The organism is Luedemannella helvata, assembly GCF_039528415.1.
GTDB lineage: Bacteria > Actinomycetota > Actinomycetes > Mycobacteriales > Micromonosporaceae > Luedemannella > Luedemannella helvata.
Map to the genome: position 1 here is coordinate 158,546 of NZ_BAAALS010000012.1, position 14,462 is coordinate 173,007.

13 protein-coding genes and 1 pseudogene are annotated in these 14,462 nt (G+C 72.9%); 4 read left to right on the forward strand and 10 right to left on the reverse strand.

Annotated features, from left to right (window positions below; genetic code table 11):
• Positions 1-35: 35 nt before the first annotated feature.
• Both ABD191_RS14405 and ABD191_RS14410 read left to right on the forward strand, forming a co-directional pair.
• Complete coding sequence (locus tag ABD191_RS14405; RefSeq protein WP_344081563.1) at positions 36-1,796, forward strand: proline--tRNA ligase; 1,761 nt, start codon at positions 36-38, stop codon at positions 1,794-1,796.
• A 66-nt stretch (positions 1,797-1,862) separates the two neighbouring features.
• A pseudogene (locus tag ABD191_RS14410) lies at positions 1,863-2,507 on the forward strand (DsbA family oxidoreductase); the annotation flags it as partial.
• Positions 2,508-2,946: 439 nt separating this feature from the next.
• Here the strand turns inward: ABD191_RS14410 and ABD191_RS14415 are convergent.
• The 3 genes from ABD191_RS14415 to ABD191_RS14425 form a co-directional block, all read right to left on the reverse strand.
• On the reverse strand, positions 2,947-3,489 hold the full coding sequence (locus ABD191_RS14415) for a YbaK/EbsC family protein (protein ID WP_344081566.1): 543 nt from the start codon (positions 3,487-3,489) through the stop codon (positions 2,947-2,949).
• A gap of 54 nt (positions 3,490-3,543) precedes the next feature.
• Positions 3,544-3,711, reverse strand: a complete 168-nt coding sequence (locus ABD191_RS14420; protein ID WP_344081569.1) for a hypothetical protein — start codon at positions 3,709-3,711, stop codon at positions 3,544-3,546.
• Between the two features lie 66 nt (positions 3,712-3,777).
• On the reverse strand, positions 3,778-4,560 hold the full coding sequence (locus tag ABD191_RS14425; protein WP_344081572.1) for a DUF2637 domain-containing protein: 783 nt from the start codon (positions 4,558-4,560) through the stop codon (positions 3,778-3,780).
• Between the two features lie 180 nt (positions 4,561-4,740).
• Here ABD191_RS14425 and ABD191_RS14430 point away from each other — a divergent pair, with 180 nt between their 5' ends.
• Entirely contained in the window at positions 4,741-5,622 is an 882-nt protein-coding gene (locus tag ABD191_RS14430; RefSeq protein WP_344081575.1) for a transglutaminase-like domain-containing protein, read from the forward strand.
• Here ABD191_RS14430 and ABD191_RS14435 read toward each other — a convergent pair.
• The 5 genes from ABD191_RS14435 to ABD191_RS14455 all read right to left on the reverse strand — a co-directional run bounded on the left by ABD191_RS14435 (position 5,611) and on the right by ABD191_RS14455 (position 9,385).
• Entirely contained in the window at positions 5,611-6,918 is a 1,308-nt protein-coding gene (locus ABD191_RS14435) for a hypothetical protein (RefSeq protein WP_344081577.1), read from the reverse strand. The genes ABD191_RS14430 and ABD191_RS14435 overlap by 12 nt on opposite strands.
• Positions 6,919-7,278: 360 nt before the next feature.
• On the reverse strand, positions 7,279-7,518 hold the full coding sequence (locus ABD191_RS14440) for a hypothetical protein (protein ID WP_344081580.1): 240 nt from the start codon (positions 7,516-7,518) through the stop codon (positions 7,279-7,281).
• Positions 7,519-7,821: 303 nt separating this feature from the next.
• A complete protein-coding gene (locus ABD191_RS14445; RefSeq protein ID WP_344081583.1) occupies positions 7,822-7,959 on the reverse strand; it encodes a hypothetical protein in 138 nt (45 codons plus the stop codon).
• Positions 7,960-8,219: 260 nt separating this feature from the next.
• Positions 8,220-8,744 carry a CYTH domain-containing protein gene (locus tag ABD191_RS14450; protein ID WP_344081585.1) on the reverse strand — a complete coding sequence of 175 codons (525 nt, stop codon included), beginning with the start codon at positions 8,742-8,744 and terminating at the stop codon, positions 8,220-8,222.
• Positions 8,744-9,385, reverse strand: a complete 642-nt coding sequence (locus tag ABD191_RS14455) for a hypothetical protein (RefSeq protein ID WP_344081587.1) — start codon at positions 9,383-9,385, stop codon at positions 8,744-8,746. The genes ABD191_RS14450 and ABD191_RS14455 overlap by 1 nt, the downstream gene beginning before the upstream one ends.
• Positions 9,386-9,449: 64 nt before the next feature.
• Here ABD191_RS14455 and ABD191_RS14460 point away from each other — a divergent pair, with 64 nt between their 5' ends.
• Positions 9,450-12,656: an AfsR/SARP family transcriptional regulator gene (locus ABD191_RS14460; protein ID WP_344081589.1), complete on the forward strand. Its 3,207-nt coding sequence runs from the start codon at positions 9,450-9,452 to the stop codon at positions 12,654-12,656.
• Here ABD191_RS14460 and ABD191_RS14465 read toward each other — a convergent pair.
• Both ABD191_RS14465 and ABD191_RS14470 read right to left on the reverse strand, forming a co-directional pair.
• The gene (locus ABD191_RS14465) at positions 12,653-13,471 is read right to left on the reverse strand and encodes an ABC transporter permease (protein WP_344081592.1); all 819 of its coding nucleotides are present in this window, start codon (positions 13,469-13,471) and stop codon (positions 12,653-12,655) included. The two genes, ABD191_RS14460 and ABD191_RS14465, sit on opposite strands and share 4 nt — an antisense overlap.
• Complete coding sequence (locus ABD191_RS14470; protein WP_344081595.1) at positions 13,468-14,421, reverse strand: ATP-binding cassette domain-containing protein; 954 nt, start codon at positions 14,419-14,421, stop codon at positions 13,468-13,470. Before ABD191_RS14470 ends, ABD191_RS14465 begins: the two co-directional genes overlap by 4 nt.
• Positions 14,422-14,462: the final 41 nt, after the last annotated feature.

A 14,462-nucleotide genomic window follows, 5' to 3' on the forward strand; every position in this document is an offset into this window, starting at 1 on the left:
GCGGTGACCCGGATGCGACCCGATAGGCTGCCCGAATGCTGCTGCGGATGTCGACGCTCTTCGTACGCACCCTGCGGGAGGACCCCGCGGAGGCCGAGGTGCCCAGCCACAGGCTGCTCGTGCGCGCCGGTTACATTCGCCGCGCCGCCCCGGGCGGGTACACGTTCCTGCCGCTCGGCGTGCTGGTGCGCGAGAAGATCGCCGCGATCGTGCGCGAGGAGATGGCCGCGATCGGGGCGCAGGAGGTCTCCTTCCCGTCGCTGCTGCCGCGCGAGCCCTACGAGGCCACGCACCGCTGGACGGAGTACGGCAACGACATCTTCCGGCTCAAGGACCGCCGCAACGCCGACTACCTGCTCGGGCCGACCCACGAGGAGCTGTTCACGCTGCTCGTGAAGGACCTGTACTCGTCTTATAAGGACTTTCCGGTCATCCTTTACCAAATCGGGACGAAGTTCCGCGACGAGGCTCGGCCGCGCGCCGGCCTGCTGCGCGGGCGCGAGTTCGTCATGAAGGACTCGTACTCCTTCGACCTGTCCGACGACGGCCTGCGCGACTCGTACGCGGCGCACCGCGAGGCGTACGTCAGGATTTTTGATCGGCTGGGCCTGAAGTACACGATCGTGTCCGCGATGGCGGGCGCGATGGGCGGCTCGGCGTCCGAGGAGTTCCTGGCGCACGCGGCCGTCGGCGAGGACACGTTCGTCGGCTGCACCACCTGCGACTACGCCGCCAACGTCGAGGCCGTCACCACCCCCGCGCCGCCTGCCTCGGACCCGCACGCCCAGCCCCCGCTGGAGGTGCACGACACCCCCGACACCCCCACGATCGAGTCGCTGGTCGATATGGCCAACGCGCGCCGCCTCGCGGGCCGCGACGACTGGACCGCGGCCGACACCCTCAAGAACGTCGTCCTCAAGATCACCAACCCCGGGAGTACGGAGCCGGAGATCCTGATCGTGGGCGTCCCGGGCGACCGCGAGGTCGACCTGAAGCGGCTGGAGGCGTCGCTCGCCCCCGCCGTGCCGTCGATGTTCGAGGCGGAGGACTTCGCCAAGCACCCCGACCTCGTGCGCGGCTACATCGGCCCGCAGGGCTCCGACGACCGGCAGAGCCTGTCCAAGCTGGGCTTCCGCTATGTCGTCGACCCTCGCGTGGTCACCGGCACGGCCTGGCTGACCGGCGCGAACATCCCCGGCAAGCACGCCACCAACGTGGTCGCGGGCCGCGACTTCGTGCCCGACGGCACGATCGAGGCCGCCGAGGTGCGCGCGGGCGACGCCTGCCCCGCGTGCACGGGCGGCACGCTGACCACCCGCCGGGGCATCGAGGTCGGGCACATCTTCCAGCTCGGCCGCCGGTACGCCGACGCCTTCCAGCTGGACGCCCTCGGCCCGGACAGCAAGCCGATCCGCGTCACCATGGGCTCGTACGGCATCGGTGTCACCCGGCTGATCGCCACGATCGCCGAGCAGTACGCGGACGAGCGCGGCCTGGTCTGGCCCGACGCGGTCGCCCCGGTCGCCGTCCACGTGATCGCGGCCGGCAAGGGTGCCCAGGTCGAGGCGGCCCTGCAGATCGCGAACGACCTGGCCGCCCGGGGCGTGGACGTCCTCGTCGACGACCGCCCCGGCGTCTCGGCCGGCGTGAAGTTCACCGACGCCGAACTGCTGGGCATGCCGAAGGCCGTGGTCGTGGGCCGCCGCCTGGCGGACGGCTTCGTGGAGGTCCGGACCCGCGCGACGGGCGCCACGGAGGACGTGCCGGTCGCCGACATCGTGGCCCATTTGACCTGATCGTGGGCACACTCACATCGCGTGAGCTGCGGAAATGTGAGCAGCTCTCGCGATGTTGAAGATGGCGTGGAGATCGAGATCTACTCTGACGTCATCTGTCCCTGGTGCTACATCGGCACCCGCCGGCTCACGGAGGCGCTGCGCTCCTACGACGGCGAGGTGACGCTGCGCTGGCGCGCGTACCAGCTGGACCCCAGCGCGCCCGCCGACGGCCAGCCGCTGCTGCCCTGGTTGGGCGCCCGCTACGGCGGCGAGGCGCGGGCCCGGCAGATGTTCGGCTCCGCCGCCGCTGCCGGGGCGAGCGCCGGCATCACCATGAACTTCGAGTCCGCCCTGGTCGCCAACACATTCGACGCACACCGGCTGATCTGGTTCGCCGGCTCCCCGCAGGCCGTACCGTTCGGCGCGGACGCGGACACCCAGCAGCACGTCGTCGAGGCCCTGCACGCGGCCCACTTCACCCACGGCCAGGACATCGCCGCGACCGACACGCTCGTCCAGGCGGCCGTCTCCGTGGGCCTCGACCAGGCCCGCGTGGAGAAGCTGCTCGCCTCCGACGAGGGCGTCGCGGAGGTGCGCGCGGAACTCGCCGAGGGCCGGGAGCTGGGCATCACGAGCGTGCCGACCTTCATCTTCGCCGGGAAGTACGCCGTCACGGGCGCCCAGGACGCCGCCACGCTCAGCTCGGTACTCGACGAGGTGGCCCGCCGCGAGGGCATCCGCCCGGTCCTGCGCACCCTGGTCGGCTCCCACGCCACCCACGACAACCGGCACCCCCACCCGGCAACGGCCGGGGACACCGCCGACCCGGCGACGCCCCGCATCCCGCGCCCCCGCACACCCGACCTGGACGCCTGCACAGACGACACCTGCCACTGACGCCCCACCGCCCCGCCCCGCCCCCACCGCGCCCCCGCCCCCGCCGCGCCAAGGTGCGCACTTTGGCTGCCTCGTCACCCCCGTGTAGCCGCCAAAGTGCGCACCTTGGCGGCAAGGAGCGCGGTCGCGGCAGGGAGCGCGGTCGCGGCAGGGAGCGCGGTCGCGGCAAGGAGCGCGGTCGCGGCAAGGAGCGCGGTCGCGGCAAGGAGCGCGGTCGCGACGGTGGCGAGCGTGGTGCGGTGGCCGGGCGAGGTGGCGCGGACGGGGTGGGTTAGGCGGGGATGGCCAGGTCCGGGAGGGTTTCGGCGTTCGGGAGGGCGGCCAGGAGGGCGCCCGGGATGGCGATCTTGCTGTGCCGGACGCCCGAACCGATGATCACGTAGGGGGCCGCGGTGACGGCCGCGTCCACCAGGATCGGCCAGTCCTTCGGCAGCCCGATGGGCGTGATTCCGCCGTACTCCATGGTGGTCATCGCCACCGCGTCGGCCTGCGGCGCGAAGCTGGCCTTGCGCGCGTCGAGGTGGCGTCGTACGACGCCGTTGACGTCCGCCCGCGTGGTCGCCAGGACGACGCACGCGGCGTAGCGGACCTCGCCGCCGCGCTTGCCCGCCACGATGACGCAGTTGGCCGACGTGTCCAGACCCACCTGGTACGCCTCGCAGAAGGCGGCCGTGTCGGCCAGTTCGGGGTCGATGGGCGCGACGAGCACCTGGTCGACGGAGTCGACCGGCCAGGCGTCAAGGGCCGCCTGTACGGGGGCGGCCAGCAGGTCGGGCCGCTGGCGGGCTGGTTCGGTGGCGAGGGTCCCTAACACGTCGACATCCTCGCACGTCGGCGACGACCGGTACGGACGCCGCCGACGACCGCTTCAGCTGACGGCGAGGAACGTGATCACCGCGATGACGGCGACGGCGGCCACGCCGATGGTGGCGATGAGTGCGATGGGCAGGCCCCGCTTCTCCGGCTCCGGTGCCTCGTTGACGAAGGCCTGGAACCGGGCCGTGTTGGCGCTGGGGTCCTCATGGACGTCGGACATGCCCGCGACCCTAGGGCACGACAACAAACCCGCGCACGACCGGCGCGCCCAGGTGTCGCACACCGGTCACGATTCGGCGTCCTCCGCGGCCGGCCGGGGGCGGGCTGAGCTCACGCGGGCCGAGGTCCGCGTCGTCGGTGACGACGACTGCGCGGCGCGCGCCCGACGTTCGCTCGCGTGCCGGGCGGCGGTCGGCCCGGCCGGCGGCAGCGCCTGCGCCACGGCGATCCGCGTCGACGACGGCAGCGTCGTGGTGGCCGGCACCGCCGTCGAACCCGCCGGCGCCCCGGAACCCACCGGCACACCGGAGTGCACCGGCACACCCGAAACCGCTGGCGAGACCGGCGTCGGGAACGGGTCGGGCGGCCCGGCGTGCCGCGGGCCAAGCTCATCCACATAGGACGGCATCGGCTCGTCGACCTGGTACGCCTGGGGGTAGCTCGGCTCCTCGGCGGCCGGCTCCTCGTTGCGGGTGAGCAGCCGACCCGTACGGGACAGAAGCTCGACCGTCAGGAGCAGGGCGACCGCCGGCCAGGCCGCGACGATGCGCGCGCCGACCGAGGGCTCGGCCGCCGCCACGTTGGCGGCCACGGACGCGACCACGCCCGTGGCGAAGGCGATCCGCGCCGACCAGCGCACCCGCCGGCCGTTGCGCCGGTCGTCGACCATCGCGACCGAGGCGACCACGAGCATGCCGTCAACGGACAGCGGCAGCACGTACGCCACGTCCGGTCGCTCGCCGACGCTGAGCGCGACGCTGACCATGTGGTGGTACGACGACCACGCGGCGATGCCCGCGACCACGGCGGCGGACAGGTTGCTGGCGAGCCTCGTCGTGTTCGTACTCACCTCTGCTCCTCCCCTGAGCGTGGACGGCGGTGGCCGCCCCGACGAAGCAGCCTGACCGATCAGCGCCAAGGTCGCCACCTTCATACCGGCGTGGCGTCCGCTTGCGCAGATGGTGGAAGGTGTAACGGCCCGGAAACTGACGAGGTGTGCGCGCCGGTCACGCTGGGTATCTGGCCTGCCGTGCCCTTCGACACCGCCACCCAGGAAGCGCCCACGATGACGCTCGCCCCGCCCGGGGAGCGCCGGGTCACGTGCGAGCTCACGCTCGACGCGACCACGGCCGCCAGCCTCGCGCTGCAGATAGCCGCCGCAGGCGACCCGGCCGATGGCCGCGTGGAGTCACTGGAGCTGACCAGCAACGGCGCGCCGATCGGCGCGACCGTGGTGCCGGCGCTCGCGGGTGGCCGCGAACACGTGGTGCACCTGCTGCCGGGCCCGCTCGCCGTCCGGTACGAGGCCGTCCTGCCGGCCCCGCCGACCAACGCGCCCGCCCCGGTCACCGACCGCGCCCGCAACGACGCGTTGCGGCCGAGCCGGTACTGCCCGTCGGACCGCCTGGAGGGCTTCGCGCGCAGCCACTTCGGCGGCATCACCACGAACCTGGACCGGGTACGCGCGATCTGCGACTACGTGCACGACCACGTGGCGTACCTGCCGGGGTCCAGCGGACCGGTCACGGACGCCCTCGACACGCTGCTCGCCGGCAGCGGGGTATGCCGCGACTTCGCGCACCTCACGGCCGCGCTGTGCCGTGCGGTGCAGGTGCCCGCGCGGGTCGCCGCGGTGTACGCCCCGGGTCTGTCCCCCATGGACCTGCACATGGTCACGGAGACCGAGATCGACGGGTCGTGGTGGGTCTGGGACGCGACCCGGCTGGCGCCGCGCCAGTCGCTGGTGCGCATCGCGACCGGCCGCGACGCCGCCGACATCGCGTTCTCGACCGTGCTGTCCGGGCATGTCGACTTCGGCGAGCTGGCGGTGAGCGCGGTGGTCGCCGGGGACCTTCCGGTCGACGACCACACGCGGCTCACCTCTCTTGAGGAGCCCGACCTACCGCTGTGACCAGTACGTAAGGTCGCGGAAGACCGACACCGCCTCCGGGTGTTCGGCACCGAGCAGCCGCTGCTGGTCGGCGTAGAGATCGCGCAGCAACTGCGCGGCCTGGGCCGGCGCGCCGGACATGCCGACCCAGTAGGCCAGCCGCTGCCGCACGCCCATCAGCTCGCGGTCGTCGGGTCCGAGGACCCGCTGGCCGTGCAGCACGAGCGCGCGGTAGTGGTCCAGCGCCAGGTCGGGGTGCTGGTAGTCGCGCTCGGCCGCCGCTGCGGCCTCGCGCATCGTCCGGATCCGCTGCAGGTCCTCGGGCGTCGGGACCGCTTCGCCCGCGTTCGAGAACAACACCATGGGCGTACGGGTGTCCACGGTGGCCGCGAAGTGCGCGTAGCGGTCCATCGGGGCGCCCCGGCGGTCCGTACCCCGGTCGGGCGTCGCGCCGCGCGAGCGGCCGGACCGTCCACCGCCGAGCCGGCCGAACCGCCGGCGCTCGCCGATCTCGCGCTCGTCGGTGACCTTGCTGGCGAGGCTGCGCTCGTCGGTCACCCGCCCGCCGAATGTCCGCATCGGACCGGTCGAGGCGGCGGAGATCAGGGCCGGCCTGTCGGAGATGGCACGGGCCAGCATGAGCTTCGGCGCCGGCTTGACGGCCCGGTGCATCAGCTCGGCGGCCTGCTCGTACAGGCCGACCAGGTTGACGTAGTGGTAGCCGGCGACGCCCCGGCGGTGGATGACGTCGAGCATCGCGCGGGTGAACGCCGTGCCGGCCCGCCCTGGGCTGTCGTAGTTGTCGTCGTCGGCCGCGGCGGCCAGCATGACGGCCACGCCGGGTTGGTGGATCAGCCGCGCGATCGACTCACGTACGGAGGACTCAACCTCGGGCGCGGCGATAAGCCGCAGGTCGAGCACGATGACGCGGGTGTACGCGCGACTGGCACCGACGATGTTGGCGACCTGTCGCAGGTCCAGGAAGGACGATCCGGCGTCCGAGTAGTCAATGGACAGTGCCAGCGCCGGATCGGTCGCGCCGACCGGTACGGCGTTGCCGGCCAGGTACACGAACAGCAGGTCGGCGGCCTCGGTCGCCGCGTTCTGGATCTCCGTGGCGACGGTCGAGGGTCGGTTGGGGTTGATGAGCGCCCGGATGTGGTGCTCCGGCATGCCGCAGAGGCGCCGGTCGGCGAACGTCTCGGCGAGCGCGACAACGTTGTGCGGTACGGCTGGCAGGTGGCTCAGCCCGCCATAGCCGTAGTTGCCGGTGCCCACAAGAACGATCCGGGTGTGCTCGGGGTCGGGAAGGCGCACGCGCCACCACCATTCAGGGCCGCGTGGTGTCGCACGGCGGCCAGCTGGCGGTCACCACGCAGAAAGTTACAGAGCAGGCGACGAAGTTAGCGCAGCTGCAACCCTCAGGCAATCATTCGACCGTACGCGTCTGGACCGTTCCTCCACGATGGACGGGCGTCCCTCTCCGTGAAAATCGGTCGAAATCCTCTCTTATCTGCATTCGGGTGGGTTAGCGTAGCGGGCACTGTTCCATTCGTTCCCGAGGGGGGATCCATGACTCGCATGCGACTGCGCTTCCTTGCCGTCTCGGCCGGCGCGCTCTTCGCCGTCGGCGTCGCCGCCGGCCCAGCAGCCGCCAGCACGACCGCCGCACCGACCTCAGGCGTGACCACCACGACGGTCGCGACCACGACCTCGTTCACGACCGGGAACGACGGGCATGGCCGGTGGCGCGGGCACCGGTTCCACGGCGACCGCTCGCGCGGGCACGACCGCGGGCACGACCGCGGGCACGACCGTGGGCACGACCGCAGGCACGACAGTCGACACGGCCACGGCCACGGCCGAGACCACGGGCACGGCCACGGGCACGGGCACGGGCACGGGGGTGGCGGTCATCGGGGTCACGGTCACGGCTAAGCCGGGTGACCAAAGGTCAGATGAATGACCCCCGGTTACTGGCGGATTCTGGATGACTACGTAGAGTTATGAGGGTTGCTCGCAGAGCAGCACCTCGGAAACGGTTACTTACGCGCAGGCAGCTGTATCGAAGAGACCTTCACGCACGTCATGAGGGGGAAAGAGATGACACGCCTGCGATTTCGGTTGTTCGCGGTCCTGATCGGCGTCCTGTTCGCGCTCGGCATGACCGCTGGCCCGGCCTCCGCGGCCATGGTGAGCCCAAGCGCGGGCACCGCGGCGTCAGCCGTGGCGAACCACGGCCATGGGCACGGGCACGGCCATGGGCACGGCCACGGCCACGGGCACGGCCATGGACATGGGCACGGCCATGGGCACGGGCACGGCCACGGGCATGGGCACGGCCACGGTCACGGCCATGGCGGGTGCTGGGGCTGGTGGTGCTGATGAGCCACGGTGGTGCTGAGTCAGGGTGACAACGCATCAGACGACGGGAGCACGCCCATCGCGGGGCGTGCTCCCGTCGCCATGCCGGTCAGGGGCGGCGCCGCAGGGCGAAGAACAGCACGCCCGCCACGACAGCCACGACAGCCACGACACACAGCAGAACCATCAGATGCCACGGCTTGAGAGCGCCCATGGCAGGCATGGTAGCGACGAAGGCCGGCGCCTGCCGCCCCCTAGGAACCGAGCGTTACGCCGTACTCCCGGAGCTGTTCGCGGAGGTCCTGGCGCGCGGCCCGCACCAGCCGACCGCCCGTGAACCGTGGATCGCCGGTCACCTCAGCGATGACCCATGCCGGCGGGGCGAAGGCGTCCAGCGCGGCGTCCTCGGCGAATTCCGCCTCGGCCATGATCAGGCCGCGCAACGTGTCGGCGAAGACGTCCACACCGAGGGGCGGCACGCTGTATCTGGTCTTGCGGAGCACCGCGGCGGGCAACCGCGCGAAAACCTGGTACTCCTCGCGGTCAAGGTAGATCGTGGTGAGCAGCCCGCGCGCCGGGTCCTGCTCGGCCGGCACCTTCTGCGTCAGCTTGTAGTCGGTGTGCCCGGTGCGTACGTCGGTCATCGCACGCAGCCGCAGCCGGGTCCCGTCGAGGTACCGGTCGACGATCTCCCGGGTCGCCACGACGGACGCGGGATCGGGCGGGCCGGCGAGCAGGAAGCGGCGCTCCCGCTCGACCCGCGCGTACGTGTGGGCCACTAGATGACCAGGTCGTCGTGGCGGCCACGCTGGCGGCGCGCGTGACCGCGCCAGCCGGCGAGCAGCGCGGTGACCGTCCAGCCGGACAGGCCGAACAGGAGGGCGCCCACCATGCCGGCGGGGTCGACCTTCGCGGCGTCCTCCAGCTCCACGACGCCCTCCGGGTCGGTGACGACCGTGAGCCGGTCGCCGACCTGGTAGCCGGGGTTGCTGCCCGCGTAGATCAACGGCTCGGTGAGCTGGCCCTGCGGGCCACTGAGCGTGTACGAGTGCCGCTTGCCGACCGCCTTGGCGTCGACGATGACCACGTCCTGGCGTACCCCGCGCCGGTCGAGCGCGGCCTCGGGGGCGAGCTGCACCGAGCCGACGAGGACGAACAGGGCCGGGAGGATGGACAGCCACGACAGCCACGCCGCCCGGTGCAACAGGCGCACCGCGACCGCGAAAGCCAGGCAGAGGACCAGCCCGACGCCGATCGGGATGGCGTTGGGCAGACCGAGCGTGACGTACGCGAGAACGGTGTTCAGGCCCGCGAACAGGAACCCGAGCAGGACGACCAGGAGCGTCCACCCGACCGACGTGCCCGCCGACCGCGCGCCGGCCATGGGTACGGCGGGGGCGGGGGTCGGCTGGGGGCGCACCGGGCGATCCTAACCGCGCCTGTCGGCGCCCCATCCGTCACATTCGGGTGGCACAGTTCTCTGTGTGTGGGTAGGGGTTCTCGGGCCACTCGAGGTCACGGTGGACGGGGTGGCCGTCGAGGTCGGCGGGTCGCGGCTGCGCACGCTGCTGACCCGGCTCGCCCTCGACCCGGGCCGGACCGTCGGCGCGAACGCCCTGGTCGAGGCGTTATGGGGCGACGCCCCTCCGGCTGAGCCGGGCAACGCCCTGCAGTCGCTCGTGTCGCGCCTGCGCCGGGCGGTACCCGGGCTGCCGTTGCAGTCGGCGCCGGGCGGCTACCGGCTCGACCTGCCCGCCGATGCCGTGGACGCGCACCGGTTCGAGCGGCTCGCCCGGGAGGGCGCCCGGGCGCTGCGCGCGGACAACCCGGCGGGCGCCGCGACCGTGCTCTCGGAGGCCCTGGCCCTGTGGCGCGGGCCGGCGCTGGCCGACGTGGCCGGCGCGGACTTCGCGGCGGCGGCGGACGCGCGCCTGTCCGAGCTGCGCCTGGCCGCCACGGAGGACCGCGTGGAGGCCCAGCTACGGCTCGGCGCGGACGCTGCGCTGCTGGGGGCCGAGCTCGGCGGGCTGGCCGCCGCGCACCCGCTGCGGGAGCGCACGTGGGCGCTGCGCATGCGGGCACTCGCGGCGGCCGGGCGCACGGCGGGGGCGCTCGCGGCGTACGAGGAGGTGCGGGCCCGGCTCGCCGACACGTTCGGCGCGGATCCGTCCGCGGAGCTGCGCGAGGCCCACCTGGCCGTGCTGCGCGGCTCGGCCGCCCCGCATCCGGCCACGCCGGCCGCGCCGCCGCCCCAGATCGGGAATCTGCGGGCGACCGTGAGCAGCTTCGTCGGCCGGGAGGCGGAGCTGGCGCGGCTGGGCGCGCTGCTGGGCGAGCAGCGGCTGGTCACGCTCGTGGGGCCGGGCGGCGCCGGCAAGACCCGGCTGGCGGGCACGGCCGCCGCCGCGGCCGCGCCCCGGCTGCCGGGCGGCGCCTGGCTGGTCGAGCTGGCGCCGGTCAGCGACCCGGCGGACGTGCCGCAGGCGGCCCTCGCCACCGTGCTGCGCCGCGAGGCCCGCGTCCGCGACCCCAACGAGCCGAGTACGCCCGCCGACGACCTGTCGCGGCTCGCCGACGCCCTGCGCGGCGCGGACACGCTGCTGGTGCTGGACAACTGCGAGCATGTCATCGACGCGGCCGCCCGGCTCGCGGACGAGCTGCTGGCCCGCTGCCCGCAGTTGCGCGTACTGGCGACATCGCGTGAGCCGCTCGGCATCGTGGGCGAGTCGCTGGCGGCCGTGCCGTCGTTGCGCCTGCCCGCCCCGGACTGTCCGGCCGCCGAGGCGGCGCGGTACCCCTCCGTTCAGTTGCTGCGCGACCGCGCGTCCGCCGTACGACCTGGGTTTGACGTTGACGACGGCAACGTGGCGGCCGTTGTCGAGATCTGCCGGCGCCTCGACGGGCTGCCGCTGGCGATCGAGCTGGCCGCGGCGCGCCTGCGCACCCAGTCGCCCGAGGAGGTGGCCCGCCGGCTCGACGACCGGTTCCGGCTGCTCACGGGCGGCAGCCGGACGGCCATGCCGCGCCACCGCACGCTGCGCGCCGTGGTGGCGTGGAGCTGGGACCTGCTCACCGACGACGAGCGGCACCTCGTGGAGACGCTGGCCGTCTTCCCCGCCACGATCACGGCCGACAGCGCGGCTGGCGTCGCCGGCCTGGACACTCCGGTGGCGCTGGACCTGCTGGGCGCGGTCGTCGACAAGTCACTGCTGCAGGTCATCGACGGCGCGGGCGACACGACCCGCTACCGGATGTTGGAGACCATCCGGGAGTACGGGGTGGATCGCCTCGCCGAGGCCGGCACCCTGGAGGCGGCCCGCGCGGCGCACGCGGCGCACTTCCTGTCCCTGGCCGAGACCGCCGAGCCACACCTGCGCGGCGCCGACCAGCTGCCGTGGCTGGCGCTCATGCGGGCGGAGTGGGACAACCTGGTCGGCGCGATCCACACGGCGTGCGACGCGGGCGACGCGGACACGGCCCTGCGGATGTGCTCCGCGCTGACGTTCCTGTGGATGATGACGGGCAGCCACGAGCAGGCCGGCGCCCTGCTGAGCCGCGCGCTCGCCGTGCCCGGCGACGCGCCCGCGCAGGCGCGGGCGATCGCCGCGATGATGCACCAGCTGCACAACACGATGTCCGGGATAGCGCGCCCCGACCTCAGCCGGGTCGGGGAGGTCGTGGCGCTGCTCGACGGCGTCGACCTGCACCGGGCACACCCGCTGCTCGCTCTCGTGCGGCCCGCGCTCTCGCTCGTCACGGACGACACCGAGGCGGGCCTGGCGGAGATTGACCGCCAGCTGGACCATCCCGACCCGTGGGCCCGGGCGATGCTGTTGACGATGCGCAGCTCCATCCAGGAGAACGCGGGGTACGCCGACGGCATGATGCGCGACGTGACCGCCGCCGTGGAGGCGTTCCGGCAGGTCGGGGACCGGTGGGGCATGAGTACGGCGCTCACGGTCCTCGCGGACGCGAAGAGCAAGCGGGGCGAGACGGACGAGGCTGCGGCCGCGCTGGAGGAGTCGATCCGGCTGATGCGCGAGCTGAACCCGGGTGACGACGCCGGACACCAGCGCATCTGGCTGGCCTCGGTGCACGCGTACGCCGATCCGGAGCGGGCCCGCGCGGAGCTGCGCGCGTACGTCGCGGAGTTCCCCGAGCCGTCGCCGCGCCGGGAGACCGCCTTCGCCCTGTTGATCCTCGCCGACCTGGCCCGCACCGCGGGCGAGCCGGCGGAGGCCCGGCAGATGCTCGACCGGGCGCGCGTGCACCTGGACGCCGCGAACCTCGTCCCGCCCCAGTTCCAGTCTCTGTTGCTGAGCACCGAGGCGCACCTGGCGATGTTCCTGGGCCGCGACGACGACGCGGCCGAGCACATCTCGGCCGCGCTGCGGTACGCCGTCGAGGGCAACGACATGCCCGTCGTGGCGAAGGTCGGGGTGGCCGCCGCCTGTCACTACGGCGCGACGGGCGAGCCGGCGCTCGCGGCCGAGGCGCTCGGCGCGGCCGACGCCGTGCGCGGCACCCGCGACCTCACCGACTGCGACACCGAGCGCCTCACGCGGTCGCTGCGCCAGGCGCTCGGCGACGCCGCGTTCGAGGCCGCCTACGCCAAGGGGCGCGGGCACGACCGGGCCGGGGCCTTCGCCCTGTTCGACCCGGTCGGACCCGCGCCCACGGGCAGCAACTAGGCGCGGCGGCGATAGGCGCGCACCGCGAGCGGCGCGAAGACCACCAGGATGCCCACGGCCCACAGCAGCGTCTTGGTGAGCGGCCCGGCGACCGGCCCGCCGACGATGAGCCCGCGCGCCATGTCCATGGCCCCGGCCACCGGGTTGACCTTCACCCAGGCCTGCAGCCAGCCGGGCAGCGTACTCGCGTCGACCAGCATGTTCGTGCCAAACGTCAGCGGGAACAGCGCCACGAACGACACGCCCTGCACGGCACCGGGCTCCCGCAAGACCATGCCCACCAGCACGAACACCCAGCTCATGGCGAACGCGAAGAAGATCACCACGAGGCAGGCGGCCAGGGTGGCGACGGGGCTCGTCCCGATCCGGAAGCCCATCGCGTAGCCGATCGAGAACAGCACGGCGATGCAGACGACGAACCGGACGATGTCGCCGACGACCGAGCCGATGAGCGGCGCGGAGCGCCCGATCGGCAGGCTGCGGAACCGGTCGAAGACGCCCTTCTTCACGTCGGTGTTGAGCGAAACCCCGGTGGCCACGGAGCCGAACAGCACTGTCTGCACCATGATCGCGGGCAGCAGGTACTGCAGGTACTCATGCCGTGAGCCGGAGATCGCGCCGCCCAGCAGGTACACGAAGACGAGCACGAAGATCACCGGCTGGAGGGTGACGTCGAGCAGCTGCTCGGGCGTGTGCAGCGTCTTGATCAGGCTGCGTCGGGTGAGCGCGAGGCTGTGCCGTAGCAGCCCGAGCGGCCGGGCCGGCTTGGCCTCCACCGCAACCGGCGACTGTGCGCGTTGCATGGTCATCGTCATGCCGCCACCTCTTCCTTACGCGTCGTGTGGCCGGTCAGGGTGAAGAAGACCTCGTCGAGGCTGGGCAGCCGCAGCGACAGTTCGAGCACGCCGATGCCGGCCTCGTCGAGGCGGCGGACGACCGCGGTGAACGCGCGCTCGTCCTCGACCGGCACGGTGAGCACGCCGCGCCGCGGCGATTCGGCCTCGTGCCCGGTCACGCCCGACAGGACTCCCGAGACGGCCGGCAGGTCGGCGGGATCGGTCGGTCGTACCTCGATGGTCTGACCGCCGGCGAGGTGCTTGAGCTGGGCGGGAGTTCCGTGCGCGATCACCTTCCCGTGGTCGATCACGCAGATGTCGTCGGCGAGCGCGTCGGCCTCCTCCAGGTACTGCGTGGTCAGCAGCACCGTGGACCCGTTGCCGACCAGCGACCGGACGACGCCCCACATGTCCTCGCGCTTGGCCGGGTCGAGACCGGTCGTCGGCTCGTCCAGGTAGATCACCCCCGGGTTGCCGACGAGGCTCGCGGCCAGGTCGAGCCGGCGGCGCATGCCCCCCGAGTACGTCTTGGCCTGCCGCCGGCCCGCGTCCGTGAGGTCGAACCACTCCAGCAGCTCGGCGGCCCGCACCTTCGCGTCGGCGCGGCGCAGGTCCAGCAGCTCGCCGATGAGCGTCAGGTTCTGCAGGCCGGTGAGATCCTCGTCCACGGACGCGTACTGGCCGGTGAGGCCGACAAGGCGCCGCACCTTCGCGGCGTCCTTCACGACGTCGAGCCCCTTGACCGTGGCCCGACCCTCGTCGGGCCGCAGCAGGGTGGCGAGGATGCGCACCGCCGTGGTCTTGCCGGCCCCGTTCGGGCCGAGCACGCCCAACACGGTCCCCTCCTCGGCGGCGAGGTCGATCCCCGCCAGCGCGGTGGTCGCCCCGAACCGCTTCACCAGGCCCTCGGCCTGGAACGCGTAGCTCATTGGTTCCCCCTTAGGTTTCGGGGTCAACCATGGCGCCGGCC